We start from the raw sequence: 26,185 nt of genomic DNA, 5'->3' as shown, positions 1-26,185 counted from the left end.
TTGCTCTGCTTTTTTATATTTCAGAAAGGAGCATTGGTATGGGATTTGGAACTTATTGGTATAATAAAAGAGCAGAAAAAGAGGCAGAAGGATTAATTCCGCCATGGCAGGTGGAAAAAGCCCTCAATATCACTCCATCAGAAAGAAGAAAATGGCAAAAGGATGGAAGGTTAAAAGTTGAAACATTTGTTAACATTTATCATGCCGGACAGTATATAGACGTCCCATATTTTTCTCCAGAAGTTTTAAAGATCCCCCAAAAAACAATAGAAATGTGGAGAAAACAGGACCTTGAAGCAAAAAAAGAAAAGATGAAGGCAGCACGAAAAGCTGCAGCAGAAAAAGCCAAGAAAACAGTTAATGAAAGAAAAGAAATACTGAACAAACTTCAGGAACAAGCTGAAAAACTTGGTCCTTACAGTGGAACAGTATTAAAAGCAGCATTTTGGACACGTTTGGCTTCTCGATGGGCAAAAAGACAGCAAATTAAAGATTCTATGAAGCGAACAACAGAACCTGAAGAGATGTATGAAATTAAAGATAATATTATCAAAAAGATTTGGCAGTTGAGAGAAGAAATAAAAAACGAAGAAACAGAGATTGAGCTCAAATTTTATACTCCCGAAGAACCCCACCGCTATAATGTTGTTTTTTGCGGTCAACCACCCACGACTGAAGTCGTGGGCTTGCGATGGCGGTAGCAAGGTAACGGTTGACTAGGTCAAGCGGTAGCCAAACCGCTACGTCCAGCGGGCTACCAAGTACCCTGGGGTGCCGCCCTAGCTCCAGGCTCTACGGGAGAACCGCTTAATCCCACGCATGGCTAAGCCATGCTAAGCCTGCTGGACATGGCCGAAGGGCTGAATACACTCCGTTAAGGAGGCTTACCGCATGAGGTTTGTTCCTGTAGTTGATAAAAATGGTAATCCTTTAATGCCAACAAAACCATCACGGGCAAGACGGTGGATTAAATCGGGTAAAGCTACTCCGTTTTGGTGTAAAGGAGTATTTTGTGTAAGACTTAACATAGAACCTTCCGCCAGATACAAACAACCAATAGCTGTAGGTATTGATCCTGGTTCTAAAATGGAAGGATATTCTGTTAAATCAGAAGCACATACCTACCTTAACATTCAGGCACATGCTGTAACGCATGTTAAAAAAGCAGTAGAAATTAGACGTAATATGCGTAGAGCTAGAAGGTACCACAAAACTCGCAGACGCCCTGCTAAGTTTGATAACCGCAGGAATAAAGACTTGCCACCATCAACGAAAGCACGCTGGCAGTGGCGGTTGAGAATAGTTAAGTGGTTAACAAGACTTTTCCCGGTAACTACCTTTGTGGTTGAAGACATTAAGGCTATTACAAGACCAGGTAAGAAACGCTGGAACCAGTCCTTTACGCCACTTGAAGTAGGCAAAACGTGGTTTTACTCGGAGTTGGTCAAACTCGGACAGGTATACACCAAGGAAGGCTGGGAAACGAAACAGTTAAGGGAATCCTGGGGGTTGAAGAAAACAAACAGAAAACTGACTGAGGCTTTTGATGCGCATTGTGTTGATGCATGGTGTTTGGCTAACTGGTATACTGGCGGGCATATCCAACCAGACAATACAGAATTGCTTGTTGTTATACCATTGAGATTTAACCGGAGGCAACTGCATATGTTGCAGTTCGCCAAAGGCGGTGTCCGCAGGAGGCAAGGCGGTACAAGGTCGCTTGGTTTTAAGAAAGGTAGTTATGTTAGGCATCCAAGATATGGTCTGTGCTATATTGGTGGCCATATGAATGACAGGATAAGTCTGCATGATCTCAGTACTGGCAAGAGGCTGACACAACAGGCTAAGCCGGACGATTGTAGGTTTGTATGTTTTGCTTCTTGGAGATACAAATACGTTGCATAGAAAGGGGTTGGGCGGCTTTCCTCCCCTCAATTTATTGAGGGGAGGACGTCACTCCAGCAAATTAACCGAAAAGTTGTCATTTTTCAAAATGAATGATACAATAAATAATGAAAAAATGAAGCAGGACTGCCTGCTTATTGATTTAACAACATGCTCTGCATGTTCATGTTATTGTACTGATTCTGTGTTCAACAGAAAAAAATAAGGTGAAACAAAATTTGCAAAAAAGCAGGACTTTGCGTCCTGCTTTTTTTATTTTCAAAAACAAAAAAGGAGGGAAAATTATGCACAGTAACATTTTTCAGCTTGAGGAAAGACCTTTAAGATTTGAAGAAGATTATGCTTGTGAGGAAGATTTCTACGAAGGCTTTGTAGGAACTGTGGCAGATTATGTAAGTGAAGATGTTAACAGGGAAGAGGAAATAGAGTATTTTGTAGAGTTTTTGAAAAAATACGGAATAATGTATAATCCAGAAGAACAATCAATTGTTTTTCCTGAAGGTTTTAAAATACAATATTTCAGAGAAAGGCTTGAAAAGTTGAAAAACATTGTAGAAGACATCACGATTGAAGAGTTTTCGACAGACAGCACAAAAGTATGGATTTCAAAAAATCTAATTGAGGAAAAATACGGGATATATATTTATTACAGGCATTCATGGAAAACTTTTGATGACTTTGTGCGTTGCCATCTAAAAGAAGGAGAAAAATACTACATCGGCACAGTACTAGATTATCACTTCTAAGAAAAAGGGGGTATTAATGGTGTATAAGATAATTATCTATATGCCTGTTGAAACAGAAGAAGAGGAATTTTTTAACAGTATCGACGAAATAAAGAAGTCTTTTGATATTACGGAAAAAATAACAAACAACCTGTACAGAAGTTTTACAGGCGAACTTATAGAAATAGAAGCAGAAAAATAAAAAAGGAAAAAGCACGCCTCTAAAAAGGCGTGCTTTTAATTTTAAAAAAGGAGGAAAAGAAAATGAGAAAAGTAAAGCTTTTAGAAGTTTTATCAAAATTAGATGAAAATGCTAACCCTTATCAGCGCTTTGTACAATTTTACGAAGCACTCGGCTGGGACAAAACCAGTCCATTGAACCCTCTCAAAATTAAACTCAACCAAAGTGCCTGGACAAGGTTAGTATCTGATGAAATGAGACGTGCAGAGAAATTCAACATGTCTACCTTAGAAATCGGTTTTTTATGGGCAGACAAAGGCCCCAGCGCTGATACGAATGTTGAAGAGGGAATCATTATTGTTGAAGAGGGGGCATTCCTATGATTGTTATAAAGAAGGGGAACAAAAGAAGTTTATTATTAACTTTAAAAGGAGAGGTGTATAATGTTAATCTCACTAAGCATTCGATAAAAAGAGGCAAAGAGAGGGGAATAACCATCCCCAGTATAGTAAAAACTATCAGAAAGGCCGCAAACAGAATCAAAACACTTGATTCACAGAACAAAACTATTCCTTTTGCGATTATCAATAAAAGTGACAATACAGCTATTATAGCTAAAAAAGAAAATTCAACAATTCATGTAGTAACAGTATTGAAGAATAAAGAATTTCAAATAGAAAATATAAACAGAGTAATATTTTTATAAAGGAGAGATATTATGAAGGTTTATACAGTTTTTGATACAGGACTTGATTGGAATTTTGATGAGATACTAAACAAAATTCCAACAAGGCTCTACAAAGAAGTACAAAATGGTGTAATCAAGATATTTGTAGAAACAAAAGACGATATTCGATATGTTTCTGCGGACTTAATTAGAATTGCAAACAAAGTTAATCAGATCAAATTTTATTACAAACAGATAGGTAAAAGCAGCAAAGTTTTAAAAGTATTAAAAAAACAAAGAGGCAGAAAATTTTTATCTGCCTCTTTAATTTTTTAAAAAAGAAGGAGGGAAAAATATGAATCCAGTTTTCTTTAAGGGAAACATAAAAAATGCTAAAAAATTTACAAACTTACTGGAAAGATTAGCAATGGAAACTAAATCTAAAACAAAACTAATATGTGTTGACATTGATAACACGCTGGCAAATGTAAATGCAGAACTAAAAAAGCTTGGATATGATATTAGCATATATCCAAACCCATATATTGACAAAAATTTTTGGTTAAATTTTGAGGGACAAATGCTCCTTTTCAATGCCGAAATTATTAAGACGACATCAGCAATTATAAACAGCATATATAACAATTTTGATGTTGAAATATTTTTTGCCACAGCAAGGCCGTTAGAACTAATAGATATAACATACGCCTGGCTTATAAAAAATAATATACTCAGCGAAATATATTTCACTCAAAATAAAGTGCAGCTAGACGCAGATATCTACATTGAAGACGACCGTGCGCCACGTTCGGCTATAAGTCTATTCTGACAAAATAGACGAAATGCCGGCATGCCAGAAATGGCATGACAACTGACTCACCAAATTCCGAAGGTGAAACTCCTTCGGCCGTGCAGAACCAACATCGATGAAGGCATGTCAAAGCCTGAGATGGCACGAGTGCTAATACTCCTGCGTGCGTCAATGGACTGCCAACCATTGACGTACGAAGCCAGGTGAAGGCGCCCCTGAAAGTCCTAAACCAAAAGGCATGGACAAGTATAGGGGCGGACATCCAGTCCCATGGAGACGAAAGAAAGGTGTGTTTGAAGCTCCGTTACGACGTGCCCTCGAAAGAGGGAAACAATGGGAATCTGGTGTAACGCTGGTCGTTCGTTACACTGGCATGAGCCTGAAATGACTCATGATAACCAGCGAACAACTGTGGTTCAAACGCTGGTGTGAATTCCCTGGAGTAGAGCACCCTCCTAAAGGACGAACAAGGATAGGTGAGTCGGAACGTGGGAGAGCCTGTATGTGGAGTATGGCAGTACAATGAAACATACAGGAAGTCGGAGGTGTCATAGTAGCAATGAAGTACTGTAACATAAACGGTACAGAGCGAAGGACACCAGACGGTTAACCTTGCAACAGTTCCAAATCTACCTTGGAAACTCCCTGAAATATGGGTAACGAACCATAGGAGGTGATGTCCTATGTACATAAACGGCAAGGTAGAAAATGAAACACAACTCAAAGAAAAACTCGACCTGATCTATGCAAAAAGCAAAGAAGGAAGAAATTTCCATGGATTATGGGAACTAGCCTTTAATCCAATCACAATAACAACAGCCATACACAACATCAAAAGCAACAAAGGGGCACAGACATCAGGAATAGATAGACTAAATATGGATTACTATTTACAGATGCCTTACGAAAACCTAATTGAACTTGTCATGCAAACAGCCAAAAACTATCAACCAAAACCGGCAAAGAGAATATACATTCCTAAAAGTAATGGAAAACTAAGACCATTAGGCATACCCACAATATTAGATAGAATAATTCAAGAATGTGTCAGAATAGTAATCGAACCGATAGTTGAAGCGAAGTTTTATCAACACAGTTACGGTTTTAGACCCTACAGAGCCACCAAACATGCCATAAAACAGATAGTACATCTTATTAACACATCCAAAAACGACATCCCTCGATTCGTAATAGAAGGGGATATTAAAAACTATTTTGATAGCATAAATCACAGAATACTACTCAAAAAACTTTACAAAACTGGAATCCATGATAAAAGAATCCTAATGATTATCAAACAAATGCTCAAAGCAGGATATATAGAAAATGACCTATACAATATAACAGGATTAGGAACCCCTCAAGGAGGAATTATCTCGCCAATTCTTGCAAATATATACCTTAATGATTTTGATTGGACAATAGCAAGAATGTATGAACAACCAAAAATACAAAGATGTAAAAATATAATCCATGATAGAGCAAGACTTAAACGACAAGGAATAACGCCAAAGTATTTAGTAAGATACGCTGATGATTGGATAATAATGACAACAACTTACAATGAAGCACAAAGGCTACTAGAATACTTGAAAAAATATTTCAAATACAAATTGAAGTTAGAACTTTCAGAAGACAAAACAGTGATTACAGACATAACCCAAAAGCCAATAAAATTCCTTGGGTTCCTAATAAAAGCAGAAACCAAAAGACCAACACCCAATGACCCCAAGCCCAACAAAATAGTGGGTAAACTTTATCCAAATTTTGATAAAGTCAAAAAGCAAGTCAGAGAAATAAGTAAAGAAATACACAAACTAACTAAAATATCCAATGAAATAGACAGAGCTATACAAATTGAAGAAATAAATACAATGATAATAGGTATAGCTGAATACTGGAAAACCGGAATCTGTTCCCAAACATTTAACTATATTGATAACAAAATAAATAGAACTGCAGAAAGAATATTTCGGAAAATATATCCAAAAGCATATCAAGAACACATAGTAGAATTAAATAAACTAAGTAACCGACCACAAAGACACTCGAAATATAAAACCAAAACTTTTGCGGTTAAGGTCAATAATATGTATATTGGAATCACTAAAACATTTATAACTGGGAGTCATTGGGAAAAATACCCATTCAATCAAAAGTTAACGCCCTACACTAAAGAAGGTAGACAACTATACGTGAAACTCAATCAAAAGAAACTGTCTTTAGATAGACCACCATTATACGATGAGACAGCATTAAGTCACTCTAAAAATCAGAAGCTATACAACTTTGAATATTATATGAACAGAGAATACGCTTATAATCGTGACAGAGGTAAATGCAAAATATGTGGAATTCCTCTAGAGAAAGAAAACAGGGAATGTCACCATCTCAACCCTAACCTACCACTAAACCAAGTTAATAAGGTCCCCAATCTAGTATGGCTGTGTAAAACATGTCATGACATAGTCCATGGAAAAGAAATTCCCGAATACTATACCAAGAAACAAAAACAAAAACTAGCAAAATACAGGGAATTGTTGCAAGCAGGTAATGACGGTGACGTCTAAATCCTGACCTAAGTGGTGTTAACCGTCGGAGAGCCGTATGAGACGAAAGTCTCACGTACGGTTCGGAGTGGGGGAAAAGGCGGAGATAACATCAAAGCCTTACCTATCACTACCAGTCACTATTGAAACACTACTAAAAAACGGTAAAACAGTATTAATACCCAGATGGGAATACAACTCACACATAGAACATCCCTTAGCTATACACTACAGCATATCAGAAAAATAGAACGAGAGGAGTGGTATTGTGAACTACGAAAAAATTTCAATTTTAGATGTTGCATATAAATGTGGTATTAAAATTTTAAGAAAAATAAATACAGAAGAATACTTAGCTCGCTGTCCTTTCTGTGGAGACTCAGAAAATCCGGAACACGGTCATCTGTATTTGAGCACTGCAAAAGATGCATATCACTGCGTAAGATGTGGGGCTGGCGGGTATGCAGTAGGATTATACGCAGCATGTAACAAAATAAGTACAAAAGAAGCATATAAGAAACTAATTTCTCAAAACAACAGAAGCGAAAAAAAAATCCCTCTCGTTCAAAATATTCAAAAGGAAAATACAGCAAAAAAAATAGCTGATATAGAAACAAGAGATAAAACATATAGGGCACTATTATCAAAATTAACTCTGGAAAAGGAGCACCTGAAAAACCTGTTAAAAAGAGGATTATCCTGGGAGATTATAGCACTAAACGGATATAGATCCCTGCCAACAGATAATAAAATTCGCCAAGAAATCTGTCATCAATTAATTACAGAAGGGCATGTGCTTGAAGGTGTGCCGGGCTTTTATACAGACAGAAACAATAATTGGAATTTCGTATATGATAAGGGCTTCTTAATACCAGTAAAAAATGTACAGGGCAAAATACAGGGACTGCAGATAAGGTTGGATAATACACGAAACGGAAAATATAAATGGTTTTCTTCGAACAGGCTAAAAAACGGCACATCTGCCCATGCCTGGCAGGGTGTACATGGAGGCCCATCTGAAGTAGTAATCATCACAGAGGGCCCATTAAAAGCCGATGTAGCACACTATTTGTCAAGACTTACATTTGTATCTGTACCAGGAGTTACTGCAATAAAGGGAATAGAAATGATACTAGCAGAACTAGGAGCCAAAAAAGTGTATATAACTTATGATATGGATTTACTTATAAACAAAGGAGTACAAAAAGCGAAAGCAAAACTAGAAGAAAAACTAACAGCAAAAGGATTTAAAGTTTATACAAAAACATGGGATCCTGCCTATAAAGGAATTGACGATTATCTATTAGCCCAAAGAAAAAAAGAACAAAGAAAAATTGTTTAAGATAATTTTCTTATAATTCTAGTATAACCATCAGTCACGGACCCTATGCCTGAAGGCATAGGGCTTGGGTTGGCGGACCCGAGGGAGACTCCGTGACTAGGCTGAGGGCGGTATCCCTGCCGTCCTACGCCGGGTGGGCTACCAAGGACGCCGGGGTGCTCCCCTAGCTCCGGCCTCTCCGGCAGAACCGCTCAATGCCGCGCACGGTCGGCGATCGTGCTACGCCTATCCGGCATTGCCGAAGGGGAATTTCACCCGGGCTCCGACCCGGAGCCGAGCTAATAGCTCCCCGCGAGAGCGGGATATGGTTATACTAGAATTATTTTTTTATTTGTTTTTCTATGACTTCACTGCAATCAAAATTTTGATCTTCTAAAACTTTTAAAAACTGCTTAAGTGTGTTAAAATAAATGGATGAAGGCCTGCTTTTATCCTGTTCCCAGCTGCGCAGCGTTTTATGGTTAACATTTAGAATTTTAGCAAATTCTTGTGAGGTAAAACCATGAAACAAACGTGCTTTCATTATGCGCTGTCCTAACGTATTTTCAGGCAGCTGCTCAAAACATCCTAAATAGAAAATAGGAACGTTTAGTACCTTTGAAAGTCTTCGTAATGATTCTATTCGAGGAGTTTTTTTATTATTTTCAAGATTACCTATTGCAGTTTCTGACATCCCGGAAGCTTCTGCTAGATCTTTAATAGTCATATCTCTAGCTTGCCTTGCTATTCGTATTCTACTTCCGGGGGAACTGTTATTAGCGCAGTTATGTGAGATGTCTTCAGCATATTTGGTAAGATAAATTTGTCTTACAATCGAAAGTTCTAAATTGTTGTTTGCACGGTTGTCCTTGTGGCTATTATGGAGATGATACTCACGAATGCCATTGCAGTGTAAATGAAATAAGAAGATACCAAAATAAAATTTCAGGACCTTTGTTAGATAGAATTGATTTACATGTGGAGGTAAAACCTCTTAAAAAAGATAAATATTTCGAAGAAGAAACGCCATCGGAAAGTTCCAAGGAAATTCGCGAACGAGTTATAAAAGCACGAGAAATGCAACTTAAAAGGTATAAAGGTACTGGTATATACTTTAATTCTCAATTAAAAGGAAATATGTTAAAAAAATATTGCAAACTTGATGAAGATACTAAAAAATTTTTAAATGAGGCTTTCGAGAAGTTTTATTTAAGTGCAAGAGGATATAATAAAATTTTAAAAGTTGCTCGTACAATTGCTGATTTGGAAGGTGCAGAAAATATTAAGTTTGAGCATGTAGCAGAAGCATTACAGTATAGGATTGTTGATAGCAAATATTGGCATAAATAAAAATTACAATAAAAATTTTATGTAAAGTAATTAATTCTCAAATGTGATAAGAAGGTGTTAGCTTTGGAGATAACAAGTTTTTTTAATAGGGAAAGTATAAAAAATATTTTCTTTATTCTTATAGGGACTTTAATGTCTGCTATTGGTATTAACATGTTTATTGTTCATGCTAAACTTTTAAGTGGAGGAGTCTCTGGTATTGCACTTATTATACAGTATTTAACCAAGTTTCCTGCAGGATACACTATATTTTTGCTAAACATCCCACTTTTAATTTTGAGCTATAAAAAAGTAAATTTAAGGTTTACAATTTTTACTATTATAGGTACTGTATCACTTTCTTTGTTTTTGGTGCTTACTTATTCAATAAAAAATATATTACATATAAATGATCCATTACTTTTGAGTTTATACGGCGGAGTGTTAAATGGTTTAGGTATGGGAATAGTTTTTAGTAATCACGGGTCAACTGGCGGTTTAGATATAATTTCTGTAATTGTAAAAAAGAAATATGATAATTTTGAAATTGGGCATATTTCTTTTATTGTTAACTTTTTTATCGTAGCCATTGGAGCTATATTTTTTGGTTTGACCAGTGCTCTTTACACTCTTGTCTCAATGTACATTACTTCCTACATGGTAGATAAAACTCTAAAGGGATTTAATAGACAAAAAATGGTACTTATAGTTACTGACAAAGTAGAAGAAGTGAGTAAAGAGATAATGACCACATTAAAAAGGGGGGTTACTTTGTTACATGGAGAAGGAGCTTATACTAAGGAGAGTAAAAAGGTTTTATACTCTATTGTGTCTTTAACACAGCTTCCACAACTTAAACTTATTGTACACCAAATAGATGAAAATGCTTTTATCTCTATATTAGATGTAGCCGAAGTTCATGGAAAAGGATTTATGAGGGAATTATTTTAAATTTCATTGCAAATTTTGAAATTTTCTCTTATAATTTTTTCTAAACGACATAAAATACTCAATTGAAAAGGAGTTGATAGCTTGAAAAAAGTTTTTTCAGGAGTACAACCCTCGGGAGACATTCACATAGGTAATTACTTGGGTGCAATGAGACAATTTGTTGCTCTACAAGAAGATTATGAGTGCTTTTTTTGTGCCGTTGATTTACATGCTTTAACAGTTCCTCAAGACCCTAAAGTTTTAAAGGAAAAAACTATTGAATTGGCAGCACTTTACCTTGCAATAGGTTTAGATCCTAAAAAAGTTACCATTTTTATTCAGTCTCACGTTCCTGCCCATGCAGAATTGGCATGGTTGCTACAATGTATAACCTATTTTGGTGAATTGAGCAGGATGACACAATTTAAGGATAAAAGCAAAGGAAAGGAATCTGTTTCAGTTGGACTTTTTACATATCCGGACTTGATGGCAGCAGATATACTTTTATACAATACCCATTATGTTCCTGTAGGAGAAGACCAAAAGCAGCACTTAGAACTGACAAGAGACATTGCGCAGCGTTTTAACAACAGATTTGGTGAAACTTTTGTAGTTCCTGAGCCTATGATTTTAAAACTTGGTGCGAGAATAATGAGTCTTACTGACCCTACTAAAAAGATGAGTAAAAGTGACAGTGATCCAAATAACAGAATCAATCTTTTGGATGAGCCTTCTGTAATCAAAAAGAAAATAATGAGAGCAGTGACTGATTCTGAGACTGAAATAAAGCTTGATTGGGAAAACAAACCGGGTGTTAGCAATCTTTTGACTATTTATAGTTTATTTACAGGTATGGAAATAGAAGAAGTTGTAAATAAATTTAAAGGACAGGGTTATGGCACTTTAAAGAAAGAATTAGCAGAGGTTGTAATAGATAAATTGACTGTTATACAAAAAAATTATAAAGACCTCAGTAGAGATTATGTTTTGAAGGTTTTAAAGGAAGGGGCGGAAAGAGCTCAAGCTGTTGCAGAAAAAACTTTGAAAGAAGTAAAAGAAAAGATGGGATTGATATTAAAAGATTAAAAAGGCGTTTGGGAAATGACTTAGTTTTTCAAAGGCTAATGTATCAGGATTTAAATAAACCTCAATCACGTCAAAACGAGGCTGAAAATTTCGAAATTTTTCTGTTGAAGCCAAGTACAACTGGGCAATTTTCAATATTCTTTGTTGTTTATGAAAATTTACAGCTTCACTTCCAGTTCCAAAAGAGGTAGAGGTTCTTGTTTTTACCTCTACAAAAACTATTTCTTTTTTGAATAGAGCTATTATATCTATTTCCCCAATTTTGCATTTAAAATTTTTCTCTAAAATTTTATAACCTGATTTTAATAGATATTGGGCAGCTATTTTTTCTCCTAAGCTGCCTATTGTTTTTTTGTTCAATGTTTTTCATCCTTTCAGAATTTTTTCAATAAAAGTCTTTCTGTGGATAGGACAGGGACCGTATTTTTTTAAAGCTTCAATATGTTCTTTTGTACCATAACCTTTGTTTTTTTCAAAATTATACTGAGGATAGATTTTGTGGTATTCTTTCATTATTTTATCTCTTTCAACCTTTGCCAGTATAGAGGCAGCAGCTATAGAAATACTTTTTGAATCTCCTTTTACTATCGCTTTTTGATTTATCTCTATTTGAGGAATGGTAATAGCATCTACTAAAAGGTAATCAATTTTTTGTTGTATTTTTGAAATAGCAATCTGCATGGCTTTGTAGGTAGCATTTAATATATTTATTTTATCAATTTCTTCGCAATCAACTATTCCAATGGCATACGAGATAGCTACTTTTTTTATTACCTCTGACAATACTTCTCTTTTTTCTTCAGATAGTTTTTTCGAGTCATTTATCTCAGGGATGAAAACTTCTTTAGGAAGTATTACACAGGCGGCAACTACTGGTCCTACTAAAGGACCTCTTCCCGCCTCGTCTACTCCAGCAATGAAATTTAAATTTAATTGATATAATTGATTTTCATAGTATTTTAGATTATTTATTCTTTCTGTTTCTTTTTCAAGCCACTTTTTAGCCGCTTCATTTAAGCTGAGAGATTGAAAGTCACAAAAGGGATTTTGGTATAAATAGTTTTTGAGTTGGCGTAGGTTATATAAGTTTGACATTGTATCACCTTTCTTTTTTCTTTATTTTATCACAGGTTATGTATTATAATAAAGATAATTAGGGAAAACGATGTTAAAGGGGAGCAATTATGGAAAGGGAAAAGATTTTTAAAATATGGTTAAGTACTGTCAAAGGAATAGGGTATAAAAGTTTTGTTCAATTGATGGAATTTTTCAAAACTGCGGAAGGTGTGTATAAAGCAAAAGAAATTGATATTTTTAAAGCAATAGGAAATAGAAAATTAGTACAAAATATAATAGAAGCTCAGAAGTTGAACCCTTTTGATTATATAGAAAGATTGCAAAATTCAAAAATAAGTGTATATACATTAGAAGAGGAGGAATATCCGAAAGAATTAAAAAATATTTATGATCCACCTCCTGTTTTATATTTGAAGGGGAATATAAATTTAAAAGATAATTTGCGCATTGCCATGGTGGGCGCAAGAAATGCTACTTTTTATGGAAAACAAGTGGCACAAAAATTGGCATATGAGCTGTCAGAAAGAGGTATAACAGTTGTAAGTGGCATGGCAAGAGGAATTGATAGTTTTTCTCATATAGGAGCGTTGAAGGGAAGAGGAAAAACTATTGCTGTTTTGGGAAATGGCATAAACATAGTTTATCCAAGAGAAAATAAAAAGCTGATGGAGCAAATTAGTGAGGAGGGATTGCTGGTTTCAGAGTTTCCTCTTGATTCTCCTCCACTGCCACAAAATTTTCCTCTGAGGAATAGAATCATAAGCGGGTTATCTCTTGGGGTAGTTGTGATAGAAGCAGGAATAAAAAGTGGATCTTTATTGACGGCTCAATTTGCCTTAGAACAAGGAAGAGAGGTTTTTGCAGTACCTGGGAATATAACGAGTGCTTATAGCAGAGGAACAAATGAGCTCATAAAACAAGGTGCGAAAATTGTAATTGGTGTTGAGGATATTTTAGAAGAATTTAATTTAAGAGAGGATGTACAACAAAAGATTGAGGAAAATCTTATGTCTTCTCTGACGGAGGAAGAGAAAGAAGTGTACGATTTTATTTGTGAAGCTCCAAGAGATATAGAAGAAATAGCAGGCTATGTGAAAATAAAAATCTCAAAAGTTAATGCAATTTTATCTTCTTTAATGTTAAAAGGTATGATTGAAAAACTTCCTGGCAATAAATATGAGAAAAAAATATTTTGATAATTGTCAAAAACTTTGATATAATTATAAATTGTTTTGGAGGTGTCGAAATGGCAAAATCTCTAGTTATTGTGGAATCTCCAGCTAAAGCTAAGACTATATCTAAATTTTTAGGCAAAAATTTTAAAGTAGCAGCCTCCATGGGACATGTTAGGGATTTGCCTAAAAGTCAATTAGGTATCGATATTGAAAACAATTTTGCTCCTAGGTACATAACTATTCGGGGAAAAGGGGCTATTATAGAGAATTTAAAAAAAGAAGCAAAGGATGCAGATAAAATTTTTTTGGCCACTGACCCTGACAGAGAAGGAGAAGCAATTTCCTGGCATATTGCCCAATTGTTAAATTTGAATATTGAGGAGCCTTGTCGCATAGAATTTCACGAGATCACAAAAAATGCAGTGCAAACTGCTCTTAAAAGCCCTCGCTCTATAGATTTAAATTTGGTAGATGCGCAACAAGCCAGGAGAATTCTTGATAGATTAGTAGGATATAAAATAAGTCCCCTTCTTTGGAAAAAAATAAAGAGGGGATTAAGTGCAGGCAGAGTTCAATCAGTAGCAGCTAGGCTTATCTGCGACAGAGAAAGAGAAATAGAAGCCTTTGTGCCAGAAGAATATTGGAGTATTACCGTGATTCTCTCTGATAAGAAAAACTCTGGCAAGTTTGAGGCAAAATTCTACGGTACCAAAGAGGATAAAGTTGAGTTAAAGACAAAAGAAGATGTAGACAAAATATTAGCAGCATTGTCTGAAGAATACATTATAGATAAAGTAAAAACAGGTGTCAAAAAGAGAAATCCTTCTCCACCTTTTATCACTAGTACTTTACAACAAGAAGCTTCGAGAAAATTGGGATTTACTGCAAAAAAAACTATGTTAATTGCACAACAATTATATGAGGGGGTAGAAATCAAAGGAGAAGGCAGTGTAGGTCTTATTACTTATATAAGGACAGATTCTACAAGGGTCGCAAATGAAGCTAAGGCAGAGGTATATAAATATATAGTTGAAAAGTTTGGAAAAGGGTATGCCAATCCTGAAGCAAATTATGTTTCTAAAAGAGCCAATGTGCAGGATGCTCATGAAGCTATAAGACCTACTTCTATTTACAGGGATCCCGAGAGTATAAAGGATTCCTTAACGCCAGACCAATATAAATTGTACAAATTAGTTTGGAGTAGATTCATAGCAAGTCAAATGGCACCTGCAATTTACGATACTGTTTCTATGGACATAGTAAATAATGGATATGTTTTTAAAGCCTCAGGGTCTAGCATTAAATTTTTAGGTTTTATGACAGTGTATGTAGAAGGAACAGATATGCAAGAAGAGGAAGAAAAAACTGTACCTGTACTTCAAGAAGGGACCAAATTGTTTTTAGAGGAATTAAAGCCAATGCAACATTTTACCCAGCCTCCGCCTCGATATACAGAAGCTTCTTTGATTAAAGAATTGGAGGAAAAAGGAATAGGTCGTCCCAGCACTTATGCTCCTACTATCTCTACTTTGTTAGAAAGAGGATATGTGGTAAAAGATAAAAGAATTTAAAACCTACAGAATTAGGTTTTATTGTAACAGACGCATTAAAGGAGTTCTTTTCAAAAATTGTAGATGTAAAATTTACTGCTGAGATGGAAGAGCAGCTAGATAAGATTGAAGAAGGTCAAGTGAAATGGTATGAAGTAGTGGAAGAGTTTTATAAAGACTTTTACAAAACTTTGAAGATTGCAGAAGAACAAATGGAAGAGATAGAGGTAAAGGAAGAAGTAGAAGTAACTGACATTAAATGTGAACTTTGTGGAAGAAATATGGTTGTAAAGAAAGGCAGGTATGGAAAATTTCTTGCTTGTTCTGGTTTTCCTGAATGCAAAAATACAAAACCTTTATACGAAAAGGTTGGTGTTAAATGCCCTAAATGTGGTGGAGAAATTGTAAAGAAAAAGAGCAAAAAAGGCCGAACTTATTACGCTTGCGAAAATGCACCTGATTGCGATTTTATATTGTGGGACAAACCTGTTGAGGAAAAATGTCCTGTTTGTGGTAGCATGTTAATAGAAAAAAATACAAAAAATGTACATATACTAAAATGTTCTAATCCAGGATGTGATTATCAAAAAGAAGTTAAATGAATTTAACAAAAATTTTGAATTAATTCTTGAAGCATTGTGAAAAATGTGTTAATATTAAACTATCTAAAGGGGTGTAAACATGTTTAAGGGTACTACCATAATTGCTGTGAGAAAAGGCGATAAAGTATCAGTGGCTGGTGATGGACAGATTACCTTTGGAGAAAATACAATTTTAAAACATGGAGCGAAAAAAATTAGAAGATTATATAATGGAGAAGTAATAGTAGGATTTGCTGGTTCGGTAGCTGATGCTTTGACTCTTTCGCAAAAATTTGAAGAAAAACTTGAGCAGTATGGAGGTAATTTAAAAAGAGCAGCAGTAGAATTGGCACAGGAATGGAGAAAAGACAAGATTTTAAGAAAGTTAGAAGCTCTTTTGATTGCGGTAGATAAAAAGGATACTTTACTTATTTCTGGCACTGGTGAAGTTATTGAGCCAGATGAGGATGTGATTGGGATAGGATCTGGAGGAAATTATGCTATGGCTGCAGCCTTAGCGCTACGGTATAATACTGATTTAGATACAGAAGATATAGCAAAAAAAGCTTTAGAGATAGCTTCAAAGATTTGTGTTTACACTAATAACAACATAACAGTTGAGACTTTATAGGGGGTGCTCTAAGTGAAGAATTATACTCCCAAGGAGATTGTAGAGGAATTAGATAAGTATATTGTAGGACAAAAGGAAGCTAAAAAGTCAGTAGCAGTGGCTTTAAGAAATAGATATAGGAGAAATCTTTTACCTGACGATTTTAAAGAAGAAGTGACCCCCAAAAATATAATTATGGTAGGCCCTACTGGAGTAGGAAAGACAGAAATTGCTCGAAGAATTGCGAAATTAGTAGAAGCTCCTTTTGTAAAAGTGGAGGCTACTAAGTTTACTGAGGTAGGATACGTAGGACGAGATGTAGATTCCATGGTGAGAGACCTTGTAGAGGCTGCTGTAAGAATGGTAAAAGAGGAAAAATTAAAAAAAGTTACTGAAAAAGCGAAGAAAATTGCAGAAGATAGGCTAATTGATTACATAATTGGAAAAAGAAAAAAACAAACTAAAAATCCTTTTGAAGTATTGTTTAATTATCCTTCTGCCGAGAAAAGTGAAGAGACAGAAGAAGAAAGTATGCAATACAAAAGAGAAGAAATAAGGCAAAAGTTAAGAAATGGCGAGCTAGATAATTATGTAGTGGAAATAGAAGTAACAGATACATCTACACCAATGCTTGAGATGTATACTAATTTAGGGTCCGAAGAAATGAACATAAATTTGCAAGATATATTTGCTGACATTTTACCTAAAAAGAAAAAAATTAAAAAAGTTCCTGTGTATGAAGCAAAAAGAATTCTAGAGTCTGAAGAAGCTCAAAACCTTATAGATATGGATGAAGTAATTGAAGAGGCTATTAAAAGAGCAGAAAACGATGGAATAATTTTCATAGATGAAATTGACAAAATTGCCAGCAGCGGTTATACAGCAGGACCAGATGTATCAAGGGAAGGAGTTCAAAGGGATATTCTTCCTATAATTGAAGGTTGTACAGTAATGACAAAATACGGTCCTGTTAAGACAGACCATATATTGTTTATAGCAGCTGGTGCTTTTAACGTTGCAAAAGTGTCTGATTTAATCCCTGAGCTACAAGGAAGATTTCCTGTAAGAGTTAATTTAAAACCTCTCACAAAAGAGGACTTTATAAGAATATTAAAGGAGCCTAAAAATGCTCTTACAAAACAGTATCAAGAGCTTTTAAGAACAGAAGGAATAGAAGTTAAATACACTGATGAAGCAATTGAGGCTATTGCAGAAGTAGCATATCTTATAAATCAACAATCGGAGGACATTGGCGCAAGAAGATTGCACACTGTCATGGAGAAGTTGTTTGAAGAATTATCTTTTAATGCGCCAGAATTGGGAGGGCAGCAAATAGTGATAACTGAAGAGTATGTAAAAGAGCAATTAAAAGATAGTCTAAATAAATACGAAGTTAGTAAATACATTTTATGATAATAAAAAATAAAAACATAGGAGGATTAGAAATATGAGCACACTATTAGAAAAAACTAGAAAAGTAAATCGAATTTTGCAAAAAACAGGAATTCAACCAGTTGATTTTAATGAAATGGCCAATATTTTAAAAGATGTCATTGAGGCCAACGTATATATTTTGAGTAGAAAGGGTAAAGTATTGGGTTATAGTATATTAAAAGATTATGGAAATGACATTTTTGCTCAAAGTAAAATAATACCTGAAGAATATAATGACAAACTTTTGCGAGTGACGGAGACGCTGGCTAATGATAAAGGTAATCTTTTTAAAGAGGATAAAGTTTTATCAGATTTAATTTTGACTATAGTACCTGTCAATGGCGGTGGAGACAGGTTAGGAACTTTAGCCTTATCAAGAGGGGTAAAAGAATTTACTGACGATGACTTGATATTAGCAGAATACGGTGCTACAGTAGTTGGCCTTGAAATTTTAAGGTCAAAAAATGAAGAAATAGAGGATGAAGCAAGAAAAAGAGCAGTTGTTCAAATGGCACTAGGAACACTTTCTTACTCCGAATTAGAAGCTATAAAAAATATTTTTGAAGAGCTAAATGGAAAAGAGGGATTATTAGTTGCAAGTAAAATAGCAGATAAAGTAGGTATTACAAGGTCTGTAATTGTAAATGCCCTTAGAAAGTTTGAAAGTGCTGGCATAATTGAGTCAAGGTCTTTAGGAATGAAAGGTACCCATATAAGGGTACTAAACGATAAATTATTAGAAGAGTTAGAGAAAATGAAAAGATAAATTTAAACCCTTATTGAAAAATATAAGTCTCCGCTTTTATGCATGGGGTTGTACTTTAGCATGAAAGCAGGAGACTTAATTTTATGTAAAAGAGTCCTATAAAAATAGGACTTTTCAGACTGTAGACAAACTTTCGTAAAAGAGATATTTTGCATAAGGAGCGACTTGTTACAAAGCGACCCGGCACTCAAGTAAGAGAGTTTGATAAAGCAAAAATAGAAAAAACAAGCTTACTTACTTGAGTGCCGGGAAACTTAGCAAGACCGAGGGCGTAGGCAGGGCCGAAGCCAGGGATGGCGGAGGCGGGCACCTTAAGGCATGGATGCCACCTGACGTAGGTACCCTGCCGGAGCCTGAAGGTCGAGCTTTAGTTTTGTCGCTTTGGAACATCGGAGCGACGATGCAAAATATCTCCTTTGAATATTTTTTAACTTTGTCAACAAACTGAGAGTCCTATAAAAATAGGACTTTTTTCTTATGGTGTAAACTATTACGGCATGATATAATATTATTCGATAAAAATTGATATTATTTTACAAAAAAGGCAGTGTTAGAACAAAGTTAAATATTTATTTTTTGGCTTATTTTAGCAGGATTTTTGGTTTGTTTGTCGAATTAAGTATAGTGTGGTCGAATAAGAGGAGGCGAGAAAATGCTGGATTTAGGAATTGAAAATATAGATTTATTACAAAAGGGATTGTACGCAGCCACTGTAAGAAACAATGTGATTGCCAATAACATCGCTAATGTGGATACTCCTAATTTCAAAAGGTCTGAAGTCAAATTTGAGGATATTTTAAAAGATGCTATAAATGGTACAAAGTTAAGAGGTTATGTTACAAACCCTAAGCACATTCCTATTGGCCCACCTGCTATTGATTCCATACAACCGGAAATTATTCAAGTAAATGACACTTCCATGAGGTTAGATGGAAATAATGTAGACATAGATGCCGAAATGGCAAATTTAGCTAAGAATCAGTTGTATTACTATGCCCTTGTGCAAAGGGTAAGTGGAGAGCTTAATTCTATCATGACTGCTGTAAAAGATGGGAGGTAATTTACAATGAACTTATTTAGTTCTATGGATATAAGTGCTTCGGGTTTGACGGCGGAAAGACTTAGAATGGACATAATTGCCCAAAATATAGCTAATGTAAATACTACAAGAACAGTTCAAGGAGGGCCTTATAGGAGAAAATTAGTGGTTTTAAAAGAAATACAACCTGACAGTTTCGAAAGCATTCTAGATAAAGTTAAAGGTAAATACAGTGGCAAAGGAGTAGAAGTTGTACAAATAGCTGAGGATGACCAAACTCCTCTTAGAGAAGTTTATGACCCTGGACATCCTGATGCTGACCAAAATGGATATGTAGAGTACCCAAATGTAAACATTGTTTCTGAAATGGTAGATATGATTTCTGCTACTCGTGCTTATGAAGCCAATGTAACAGCCTTTAATGCTTCAAAAGCTATGTTTCAAAAGTCTTTAGAAATCGGTAGGGGGTAGACATAAATGGTTAATCAAATAACACCGGTTAATCCAGTAACTTTGGATAGCACTTTAGAAGCAACACAGAATGGCAGTAAAATAGATACTTTTAGCGACTTTTTAAAAGAAGCCTTTAACAAGGTAAATGATTTACAGTTAACGGCAATGAAAAATGACCAAAAACTTGTAACTGGTGAAATTGACGATATAAATCAAGTGATGATAGATGCTGCGAAGGCTGACATTGCACTGCAGCTTACAATTCAAATAAAAAATAAAGTGCTGGAGGCCTATCAGGAAATAATGAGAATGCCATTGTAATGTCTTTAATTGAAATGAGGTGAATTAATGCCAGACTTCATTGCCAATTTTAGAGAACAACTGACAAACTTTTGGAATAAGTTTGATAAGAAACAAAAGATACAGTTAGGAATTATTGCTATTTTACTTTTTATAGGCATTTCTTTATTAGTTTACATAGTTAATAGGCCTAATTATGTAGTTTTATATTCAGATCTAAGTATAAAAGATGCAGGAGCGGTAGTTGAAAAATTAAAAACCGAATTCAAGATTCCATATAAAATATCGAACGATGGGACGACAATTTTAGTTCCTGCACAATACAAAGATGAGGTGAGGATGAAACTTGCGACAGAAGGAATCCCACAAGGGGGATTTAGCTTTCAAGACGCTATGAATAACTCCCTTGCTACAACAGACCAAGAGAGAAGACAAAAGTATTTGTATTTTCTACAAAATGAAATACAAAATTCTCTAAAAACTATAGATGGAGTGCAAGATGCTATTGTCAATATCGTAGTACCTGATCAAAATGCCTTTGTACTTTCAAATACTACTAATCAAGCTACAGCGGCTGTGATGCTAACTTTAAAGCCAGGTGTGACTTTATCCTCTTCGCAAGTCAAGGGAATCATAGATTTTGTATCTAAGAGCGTAGAAGGTTTAAAACCTGAAAATGTTACTGTAATTGATAATAATGGTAAAATTCTTACTGCAGAAAGTGATACTACTGCTGAAAATGCTAATACTCAATTTGCTCTTCAAAAAAAGTTCAAGAAGACTTACAAAACAGCCTTCAAACATTGTTAGAACAAGTGTTTGGACCAGGTAATGTAGTTGTAAGAGCAAATGTTACTTTAAATTTTGATAAAAAGACGCAGGATACTATAGAGTATTTGCCTGTTCAAGGGAATGACAATAAAGGAATTGTAAGGAGTATACAAGAGCTTAAAGAAAAAGCCACAGGTACACAAGGTGGAAGCTCACCAGGTACTGCGTCAAATAATCCTCCTGTAGCTTCAACGACTGGTAATGGTACTTCTGATTACAGTAGAACAGAAACTACTATAAATTATGAAATAAATCAAATTAAGACAAGTCTTGTTCAAGCTCAAGGGAAAATTGAAAGTATTTCTGTTGCGGTTGTTGTAAATCAAAATCTTAATAATTCTATGAAACAGCAAATTGCTGACTTGGTTACAAAAGCTGCAGGAGGGGATTCTCTTGTAAAAGTATCGGTTCAAGGAATACAATTTAACCAAGACCTGTTAAAGACAATGCAGCAGCAGGCAAAAGTTTCAAAGGGAGTACCAGTGTATGTATGGGCTATATTAGCGGCTTTAGTGTTAGGAGGCGGACTATTCCTTATTATGATGAGAAGGAAGAAAAAAGAAACCTCTTTAACTACAGCTGAACAGGAGGTCTTAGCTACTGTAGAACCTATAGAACCTATCGAAGAAATAGATTTCTCTGAGAAAGACGAAAAGAAAAAACAGATAGAAAGACTTATAAAAGAAAAGCCAGAACTTGTTGTGCAGGTAATTAGGACATGGCTTAATGAAGAGTAGGTGGTGGTATTGTGGCGAGAGGTGCACTTACAGGTAGGGAAAAAAGCGCAATGCTTTTGATTGCATTAGGCCCTGACCTTTCAGCTCAAATATATAAGCATTTAAGGGAAGATGAAATTGAACAATTAACTTTGGAAATAGCTAGTATACGAAATCTTACTCCTGAAGAGAAGCAAAAAGTTATAGATGAATTTTATAACATGTGCGTAGCGCAAGAGTACATAATAGAAGGTGGAATAGAATATGCAAAAGCAGTTTTAGAAAAAGCTTTAGGTGCTCAAGAAGCTTTTGAAGTTATCAATAAATTGACTTCTTCTTTAAAAGTAAGGCCTTTTGATTTTATAAGAAGAGCGGATCCATCTCAAGTTTTAAATTTTATACAAAATGAACATCCTCAGACTATTGCGATGATTTTGTCCTATTTAAAACCTCAACAAGCAGGAGCAATTTTATCATCACTACCTGAAAACTTACAGGCAGAAGTGGCTATGAGAATAGCGACAATGGAGAGCACTTCTCCTGAAGTAGTAAAAGAAGTTGAGAGGATTTTAGAAAGAAAACTATCTTCTTTGGTTACACAAGATTATACTTCTTCAGGCGGTATTCAGACAATTGTAGATATACTAAATTCTGTAGATAGGAGTACAGAGAAAAATATCTTGGATACTCTTGAGACTATAAACGTTGAGTTAGTAGAAGAAATTAAGAAGAGGATGTTTGTATTTGAAGATATTGTTACATTGGATTCCAGATCTATACAGAGAGTATTGAGAGAAGTAGACAATCACGATATTGCTCTTGCACTTAAAGGTTCCAGTGAGGAAGTTCAAAGAGTTATTTATAGTAATATGTCTAAGAGACTTGCTGATATGATAAAAGAAGACATACAATATATGGGACCTGTAAGATTAAAAGATGTAGAAGAAGCACAGCAAAGAATTGTAAATATCATAAGAAAATTAGAAGATGCAGGAGAGATTGTAATATCACGAGGAGGAGGGGACGAAATTATTGTATAGGATATATAAGCAACGGGAAATAAATCTTTCCTCTCCCGTGGTTTTAAGAATTGTGGAAAATGGCAATTACAAAGAAAAAGTGGAGAAAGTAATTGAATTGAGAGAACAAAGAGAGGATATAAAAAAAGAAAGTGCGGATTTAGCAAAGAAAATAATAGAAAGGGCGAGACAAGTCCAGCAAGAGATACTTAGGAAGACTAAGGAAGATGTAGAAAAAATCTTAATAGAAGCAGAGAAAAAAGCTAAGAAGATTGAAGAAGAGTATAAAGAAAAGGGCTATCAAGCTGGATATACTGCAGGATATCAAGAAGGATACAAAAAAGGAGAAGAAGAGGCTAAAGCTATAATAGAAGAAGCAAAGACTATTAAAGAAGAGATTATTAAAGAAAAACAACGAATGTATAAAGAAGCAGAAAATGATATTGTAAATGTAATTTTGCATGCGGTAGAAAAAATTGTAGGTAAATATGTGGAAGAGGACAAAGACATAATATTGAACCTCATCAAAAAAGGAATGGAAAACTACAATGCTTTTGACAAAGTCACGGTAAGGGTTAGTGAAGAGGATTATGAACACTGTATTAAAAATAAAGACAAAATTCTTAAAGACATAGAGTTTTTAGATGATGTAAATATCTTAAAAGATTTATCATTAAAAAAAGGAGATTGTGTAATTGAAACAAATTCTGGAGTGATAAACTCTGGTGTTAGTACACAACTTAAAGCTTTAAAAAACTTATTTGTGGGTGTGCTAAATGAGTAATATGTTAGATAAATATAAAAAAGTTCTTCAAGAAAAAAGGCTAATTCAATATTATGGAAAAGTTTCTCAAGTAATAGGATTAACAATCGAAAGTACAGGGCCTCTTTCCAACATAGGAGAAATATGTAATATCAAGACTATTAACGGAAATACAATTTTGGCAGAAGTTGTAGGTTTTAAAGAAGAAAAAGTGTATCTCATGCCTTTAGGGAATATGGAGGGAATAGGAGCAGGCAGCAAAGTGATAGCTACAGGTCAAACACTTAGAATTAACGTAGGAAATGAACTTCTTGGAAGGGTATTAGACGGTTTGGGCAATCCTATAGATGGCAAAGGACCGATAAAATTTGAAAAATCTATTCCTATTAATAATGTGCCGCCTGATCCTTTAGAAAGGAAGCGAATTAGAGAAGTCATTCCTCTTGGTATAAAAGCGATAGATGGACTACTTACTTGCGGCAAAGGGCAGAGAATTGGTATTTTTGCAGGAAGTGGTGTAGGAAAAAGTACGTTATTAGGTATGATGGCAAGAAATGCTAAAGCTGATTTAAATGTAATAGCTCTTATAGGAGAAAGAGGAAGAGAGGTAAATGAATTTTTAGAAAAAGATTTAGGGGAAGAAGGTTTAAAAAAATCTGTAGTTGTAGTAGCTACTTCTGATACTCCAGCTCTTATAAGAGTAAAAGGCGCTATGACTGCAACTGCTATAGCTGAATATTTTAGAGACCAGGGGTTAGATGTTCTTTTGATGATGGATTCAGTAACTCGTTTTGCCATGGCTCAAAGAGAAGTAGGGCTTTCTATAGGGGAAGCTCCTGTTTCACGAGGTTATACTCCTTCTGTCTTTTCAGTTTTACCTAAGCTTTTAGAACGATCTGGATGTTCTAAAAAAGGCTCTATTACAGCTCTTTACACTGTGTTAGTAGATGGGGATGATTTGAATGAGCCAATTGCTGACGCAGTAAGGGGTATACTCGATGGGCACATAGTTTTGTCAAGGAAACTGGCTAATAAAAACCATTATCCTGCTATTGATGTATTAGCAAGTGTTAGCAGGGTGATAAATGACATAATTACAGAAGAACATAAAGAACTAATAGCGAGGTTTAAAGATATTTTGGCGACTTACACAGAAGCGGAGGATTTAATAAATATAGGAGCATATAATTTTGGCAGTAATCCTAAAATTGATGAAGCTATTGAGCTAAATGAAAAAATGAATAGTTTCTTAAGGCAAAGAATAGACGAATCTTATGACTTTGAAACTACAAAACAACTTTTATACGAATCTATTAAAAGGTGATAAACATGAAAAAATTTGAATTTAATTTGCAGCCGGTATTAAATTTGAAAGAACAGTCAGAGAAGATAGAAAAAGAGAGATTGTCTAAAATTATGGCAGAAATAAATTTACAAAAGGAAAAATTACATAATCTGACTAAGCATCTCAATGAGGTTTTAGAAGAGAGAAAAGATGAAATAAGTAAAGGGACTACAGCTCTTAAAATAGCCGAGTCTGATGCTTATGTAAGAAAAATACAACAGATGATTGAAGACAAGAGAAATCTTATAAAAAAATTAGAAAAAGATGCTGACTTAGTAAGAGAAAATCTTTTAAAGATTTCTAAAGAAAAAAGGCATTGGAGAATTTAAGAGAAAAGCAATTCACTGAATATCAATATCTATTGAACTTAGAGCAAAATAAGGTGATAGATGAGCAGATAAGTTTTAGAGTAGCTAAATCCTATTAGGAGGATAACCATATGCAAAATGAAGAAACACAAGTGAAAAAGCGGCCAAAAACGAGGCTAATATTTTTAATACTTTTGCTGGTGATTATAGGGGGCATGGCTGCGATAATTTACTTTAATATAGGGGGAAGTCAAACCTATCTAACAAAACAGTTATCAAAAATTCCGATTTTAAAAGGCTTGATTTCTCAGCCATCAGTCCAGGACAAAAATACAGAAATAGCAAAACTTACTAATGAATTAAAAGCAAAGGAACAACAAATTGCTGACTATGAGGCTAAGTTAAAAGAAAAAGATGACCAGATTAATGCTTTAAAAGCAGAATTAGAGAAAATACAGAATGAAAGTAGTACTTTAAAACAACAGTTAGAAAATAAGCAAGCTAGTTTAAAAGATATAGCTACTTATTATCAAAACATGGACCCTCAAAATGCAGCTCAAATTCTTAACAACATGTCAGATGAAGATGTAATAAAAATATTAAGTTACATGAATAAAGACAGTGCATCAAAAATATTAGAGTCATTAAAAGCAGATAAAGCAGCTAAAATAACTAATATTCTTTTAAAAAATGCTACAATGATTCCTTAGAAAG

The 26,185-nt window shown here is 34.8% G+C and carries 27 protein-coding genes and 3 pseudogenes; 27 read left to right on the top strand and 3 right to left on the bottom strand.

Translation table 11 applies throughout. From position 1 onward, the window contains the following. Nucleotides 1-38: 38 nt before the first annotated feature. The 10 genes from OEI98_RS07365 to OEI98_RS07320 all read left to right on the top strand — a co-directional run bounded on the left by OEI98_RS07365 (nucleotide 39) and on the right by OEI98_RS07320 (nucleotide 8,180). Nucleotides 39-701, top strand: coding sequence for a hypothetical protein (locus tag OEI98_RS07365; RefSeq protein WP_266036709.1), 663 nt, complete (start codon nucleotides 39-41; stop codon nucleotides 699-701). Between the two features lie 190 nt (nucleotides 702-891). Further along, nucleotides 892-1,905 (top strand): RRXRR domain-containing protein, encoded by a 1,014-nt coding sequence (locus tag OEI98_RS07360; protein ID WP_266036706.1) that lies wholly within the window; start codon nucleotides 892-894, stop codon nucleotides 1,903-1,905. Nucleotides 1,906-2,189: 284 nt separating this feature from the next. Then, complete coding sequence (locus tag OEI98_RS07355; protein WP_266036704.1) at nucleotides 2,190-2,651, top strand: hypothetical protein; 462 nt, start codon at nucleotides 2,190-2,192, stop codon at nucleotides 2,649-2,651. 16 nt (nucleotides 2,652-2,667) lie between these two features. Continuing rightward, the gene (locus OEI98_RS07350; RefSeq protein WP_266040510.1) at nucleotides 2,668-2,832 is read left to right on the top strand and encodes a hypothetical protein; all 165 of its coding nucleotides are present in this window, start codon (nucleotides 2,668-2,670) and stop codon (nucleotides 2,830-2,832) included. Nucleotides 2,833-2,894: 62 nt separating this feature from the next. Further along, the gene (locus tag OEI98_RS07345; protein WP_266040508.1) at nucleotides 2,895-3,194 is read left to right on the top strand and encodes a hypothetical protein; all 300 of its coding nucleotides are present in this window, start codon (nucleotides 2,895-2,897) and stop codon (nucleotides 3,192-3,194) included. Continuing rightward, a complete protein-coding gene (locus tag OEI98_RS07340) occupies nucleotides 3,191-3,517 on the top strand; it encodes a hypothetical protein (RefSeq protein ID WP_266040506.1) in 327 nt (108 codons plus the stop codon). Before OEI98_RS07345 ends, OEI98_RS07340 begins: the two co-directional genes overlap by 4 nt. A 12-nt stretch (nucleotides 3,518-3,529) precedes the next feature. Beyond that, nucleotides 3,530-3,814, top strand: coding sequence for a hypothetical protein (locus OEI98_RS07335; RefSeq protein ID WP_266040503.1), 285 nt, complete (start codon nucleotides 3,530-3,532; stop codon nucleotides 3,812-3,814). 19 nt (nucleotides 3,815-3,833) lie between these two features. Beyond that, the gene (locus OEI98_RS07330) at nucleotides 3,834-4,307 is read left to right on the top strand and encodes a hypothetical protein (RefSeq protein ID WP_266040501.1); all 474 of its coding nucleotides are present in this window, start codon (nucleotides 3,834-3,836) and stop codon (nucleotides 4,305-4,307) included. 665 nt (nucleotides 4,308-4,972) lie between these two features. Continuing rightward, nucleotides 4,973-6,859, top strand: coding sequence for a group II intron reverse transcriptase/maturase (ltrA, locus tag OEI98_RS07325; RefSeq protein WP_266040499.1), 1,887 nt, complete (start codon nucleotides 4,973-4,975; stop codon nucleotides 6,857-6,859). A 247-nt stretch (nucleotides 6,860-7,106) separates the two neighbouring features. Next, on the top strand, nucleotides 7,107-8,180 hold the full coding sequence (locus OEI98_RS07320) for a DUF3854 domain-containing protein (RefSeq protein ID WP_266040497.1): 1,074 nt from the start codon (nucleotides 7,107-7,109) through the stop codon (nucleotides 8,178-8,180). Nucleotides 8,181-8,499: 319 nt separating this feature from the next. On the opposite strand, the gene OEI98_RS07315 is transcribed toward OEI98_RS07320, so the two are convergent. After that, entirely contained in the window at nucleotides 8,500-8,913 is a 414-nt protein-coding gene (locus OEI98_RS07315; RefSeq protein ID WP_266040615.1) for a helix-turn-helix domain-containing protein, read from the bottom strand. A gap of 107 nt (nucleotides 8,914-9,020) precedes the next feature. On the opposite strand from OEI98_RS07315, the pseudogene OEI98_RS07310 reads away from it, so the two are divergent. The 3 genes and pseudogenes from OEI98_RS07310 to trpS all read left to right on the top strand — a co-directional run. Next, nucleotides 9,021-9,509 (top strand): annotated as a pseudogene (locus OEI98_RS07310) (ATP-binding protein); the annotation flags it as partial. A 63-nt stretch (nucleotides 9,510-9,572) separates the two neighbouring features. After that, nucleotides 9,573-10,439 (top strand): YitT family protein, encoded by an 867-nt coding sequence (locus tag OEI98_RS07305; protein WP_004396177.1) that lies wholly within the window; start codon nucleotides 9,573-9,575, stop codon nucleotides 10,437-10,439. Nucleotides 10,440-10,520: 81 nt separating this feature from the next. Then, entirely contained in the window at nucleotides 10,521-11,504 is a 984-nt protein-coding gene (gene trpS, locus OEI98_RS07300) for a tryptophan--tRNA ligase (protein WP_004396178.1), read from the top strand. Here trpS and OEI98_RS07295 read toward each other — a convergent pair. Then, complete coding sequence (locus OEI98_RS07295; protein WP_004396179.1) at nucleotides 11,493-11,864, bottom strand: YraN family protein; 372 nt, start codon at nucleotides 11,862-11,864, stop codon at nucleotides 11,493-11,495. The two genes, trpS and OEI98_RS07295, sit on opposite strands and share 12 nt — an antisense overlap. A 6-nt stretch (nucleotides 11,865-11,870) precedes the next feature. Further along, nucleotides 11,871-12,599 (bottom strand): ribonuclease HII, encoded by a 729-nt coding sequence (locus OEI98_RS07290; protein WP_004396180.1) that lies wholly within the window; start codon nucleotides 12,597-12,599, stop codon nucleotides 11,871-11,873. Between the two features lie 89 nt (nucleotides 12,600-12,688). Between OEI98_RS07290 and dprA the strand changes: the two genes are divergently transcribed. From dprA to OEI98_RS07220, 14 genes and pseudogenes are all read left to right on the top strand, one after another. Next, the gene (gene dprA, locus OEI98_RS07285; protein WP_004396181.1) at nucleotides 12,689-13,777 is read left to right on the top strand and encodes a DNA-processing protein DprA; all 1,089 of its coding nucleotides are present in this window, start codon (nucleotides 12,689-12,691) and stop codon (nucleotides 13,775-13,777) included. 50 nt (nucleotides 13,778-13,827) lie between these two features. Beyond that, nucleotides 13,828-15,908, top strand: a pseudogene (gene topA, locus OEI98_RS07280) (type I DNA topoisomerase). Nucleotides 15,909-15,987: 79 nt separating this feature from the next. Further along, on the top strand, nucleotides 15,988-16,518 hold the full coding sequence (hslV, locus tag OEI98_RS07275; RefSeq protein WP_003869177.1) for an ATP-dependent protease subunit HslV: 531 nt from the start codon (nucleotides 15,988-15,990) through the stop codon (nucleotides 16,516-16,518). Nucleotides 16,519-16,530: 12 nt separating this feature from the next. Further along, entirely contained in the window at nucleotides 16,531-17,910 is a 1,380-nt protein-coding gene (gene hslU / locus OEI98_RS07270) for an ATP-dependent protease ATPase subunit HslU (protein ID WP_003869176.1), read from the top strand. 34 nt (nucleotides 17,911-17,944) lie between these two features. Further along, nucleotides 17,945-18,697 carry a GTP-sensing pleiotropic transcriptional regulator CodY gene (codY, locus tag OEI98_RS07265; RefSeq protein WP_003869175.1) on the top strand — a complete coding sequence of 251 codons (753 nt, stop codon included), beginning with the start codon at nucleotides 17,945-17,947 and terminating at the stop codon, nucleotides 18,695-18,697. 652 nt (nucleotides 18,698-19,349) lie between these two features. Beyond that, entirely contained in the window at nucleotides 19,350-19,757 is a 408-nt protein-coding gene (gene flgB / locus OEI98_RS07260) for a flagellar basal body rod protein FlgB (protein WP_003866698.1), read from the top strand. Nucleotides 19,758-19,763: 6 nt separating this feature from the next. After that, complete coding sequence (flgC, locus tag OEI98_RS07255; RefSeq protein WP_003866699.1) at nucleotides 19,764-20,207, top strand: flagellar basal body rod protein FlgC; 444 nt, start codon at nucleotides 19,764-19,766, stop codon at nucleotides 20,205-20,207. Between the two features lie 6 nt (nucleotides 20,208-20,213). Next, nucleotides 20,214-20,510, top strand: coding sequence for a flagellar hook-basal body complex protein FliE (gene fliE / locus OEI98_RS07250; RefSeq protein WP_003866700.1), 297 nt, complete (start codon nucleotides 20,214-20,216; stop codon nucleotides 20,508-20,510). A 27-nt stretch (nucleotides 20,511-20,537) separates the two neighbouring features. Continuing rightward, a pseudogene (gene fliF / locus OEI98_RS07245) lies at nucleotides 20,538-22,057 on the top strand (flagellar basal-body MS-ring/collar protein FliF). 11 nt (nucleotides 22,058-22,068) lie between these two features. Continuing rightward, nucleotides 22,069-23,076, top strand: coding sequence for a flagellar motor switch protein FliG (gene fliG / locus OEI98_RS07240; RefSeq protein WP_003869173.1), 1,008 nt, complete (start codon nucleotides 22,069-22,071; stop codon nucleotides 23,074-23,076). After that, entirely contained in the window at nucleotides 23,069-23,839 is a 771-nt protein-coding gene (locus tag OEI98_RS07235; RefSeq protein WP_004396185.1) for a FliH/SctL family protein, read from the top strand. The genes fliG and OEI98_RS07235 overlap by 8 nt, the downstream gene beginning before the upstream one ends. Continuing rightward, a complete protein-coding gene (gene fliI, locus OEI98_RS07230; RefSeq protein WP_003869171.1) occupies nucleotides 23,832-25,142 on the top strand; it encodes a flagellar protein export ATPase FliI in 1,311 nt (436 codons plus the stop codon). The genes OEI98_RS07235 and fliI overlap by 8 nt, the downstream gene beginning before the upstream one ends. A 5-nt stretch (nucleotides 25,143-25,147) precedes the next feature. Continuing rightward, nucleotides 25,148-25,492, top strand: coding sequence for a flagellar export protein FliJ (fliJ, locus tag OEI98_RS07225; protein WP_266040482.1), 345 nt, complete (start codon nucleotides 25,148-25,150; stop codon nucleotides 25,490-25,492). A 110-nt stretch (nucleotides 25,493-25,602) separates the two neighbouring features. After that, a complete protein-coding gene (locus OEI98_RS07220; RefSeq protein WP_003866706.1) occupies nucleotides 25,603-26,181 on the top strand; it encodes a MotE family protein in 579 nt (192 codons plus the stop codon). Nucleotides 26,182-26,185: the final 4 nt, after the last annotated feature.

The organism is Thermoanaerobacter sp. RKWS2 (assembly GCF_026240795.1).
Lineage (GTDB): Bacteria > Bacillota > Thermoanaerobacteria > Thermoanaerobacterales > Thermoanaerobacteraceae > Thermoanaerobacter > Thermoanaerobacter ethanolicus.
The sequence above is the reverse complement of the archived record's forward strand: the minus strand, read 5'-3'. Positions and strand labels throughout refer to the sequence as shown.

What these genes read in the sequence shown, in the direction of transcription:
- OEI98_RS07365 (WP_266036709.1), top strand. Translation starts at nt 39, where the DNA reads ATGGGATTTGGAACTTATTGGTATAATAAAAGAGCAGAAAAAGAGGCA.
- OEI98_RS07360 (WP_266036706.1), top strand. Translation starts at nt 892, where the DNA reads ATGAGGTTTGTTCCTGTAGTTGATAAAAATGGTAATCCTTTAATGCCA.
- OEI98_RS07355 (WP_266036704.1), top strand. Translation starts at nt 2,190, where the DNA reads ATGCACAGTAACATTTTTCAGCTTGAGGAAAGACCTTTAAGATTTGAA.
- OEI98_RS07350 (WP_266040510.1), top strand. Translation starts at nt 2,668, where the DNA reads ATGGTGTATAAGATAATTATCTATATGCCTGTTGAAACAGAAGAAGAG.
- OEI98_RS07345 (WP_266040508.1), top strand. Translation starts at nt 2,895, where the DNA reads ATGAGAAAAGTAAAGCTTTTAGAAGTTTTATCAAAATTAGATGAAAAT.
- OEI98_RS07340 (WP_266040506.1), top strand. Translation starts at nt 3,191, where the DNA reads ATGATTGTTATAAAGAAGGGGAACAAAAGAAGTTTATTATTAACTTTA.
- OEI98_RS07335 (WP_266040503.1), top strand. Translation starts at nt 3,530, where the DNA reads ATGAAGGTTTATACAGTTTTTGATACAGGACTTGATTGGAATTTTGAT.
- OEI98_RS07330 (WP_266040501.1), top strand. Translation starts at nt 3,834, where the DNA reads ATGAATCCAGTTTTCTTTAAGGGAAACATAAAAAATGCTAAAAAATTT.
- ltrA (WP_266040499.1), top strand. Translation starts at nt 4,973, where the DNA reads ATGTACATAAACGGCAAGGTAGAAAATGAAACACAACTCAAAGAAAAA.
- OEI98_RS07290 (WP_004396180.1), bottom strand. Translation starts at nt 12,599, where the DNA reads ATGTCAAACTTATATAACCTACGCCAACTCAAAAACTATTTATACCAA.
- dprA (WP_004396181.1), top strand. Translation starts at nt 12,689, where the DNA reads ATGGAAAGGGAAAAGATTTTTAAAATATGGTTAAGTACTGTCAAAGGA.
- hslV (WP_003869177.1), top strand. Translation starts at nt 15,988, where the DNA reads ATGTTTAAGGGTACTACCATAATTGCTGTGAGAAAAGGCGATAAAGTA.
- codY (WP_003869175.1), top strand. Translation starts at nt 17,945, where the DNA reads ATGAGCACACTATTAGAAAAAACTAGAAAAGTAAATCGAATTTTGCAA.
- flgB (WP_003866698.1), top strand. Translation starts at nt 19,350, where the DNA reads ATGCTGGATTTAGGAATTGAAAATATAGATTTATTACAAAAGGGATTG.
- flgC (WP_003866699.1), top strand. Translation starts at nt 19,764, where the DNA reads ATGAACTTATTTAGTTCTATGGATATAAGTGCTTCGGGTTTGACGGCG.
- fliE (WP_003866700.1), top strand. Translation starts at nt 20,214, where the DNA reads ATGGTTAATCAAATAACACCGGTTAATCCAGTAACTTTGGATAGCACT.
- fliI (WP_003869171.1), top strand. Translation starts at nt 23,832, where the DNA reads ATGAGTAATATGTTAGATAAATATAAAAAAGTTCTTCAAGAAAAAAGG.
- fliJ (WP_266040482.1), top strand. Translation starts at nt 25,148, where the DNA reads ATGAAAAAATTTGAATTTAATTTGCAGCCGGTATTAAATTTGAAAGAA.
- OEI98_RS07220 (WP_003866706.1), top strand. Translation starts at nt 25,603, where the DNA reads ATGCAAAATGAAGAAACACAAGTGAAAAAGCGGCCAAAAACGAGGCTA.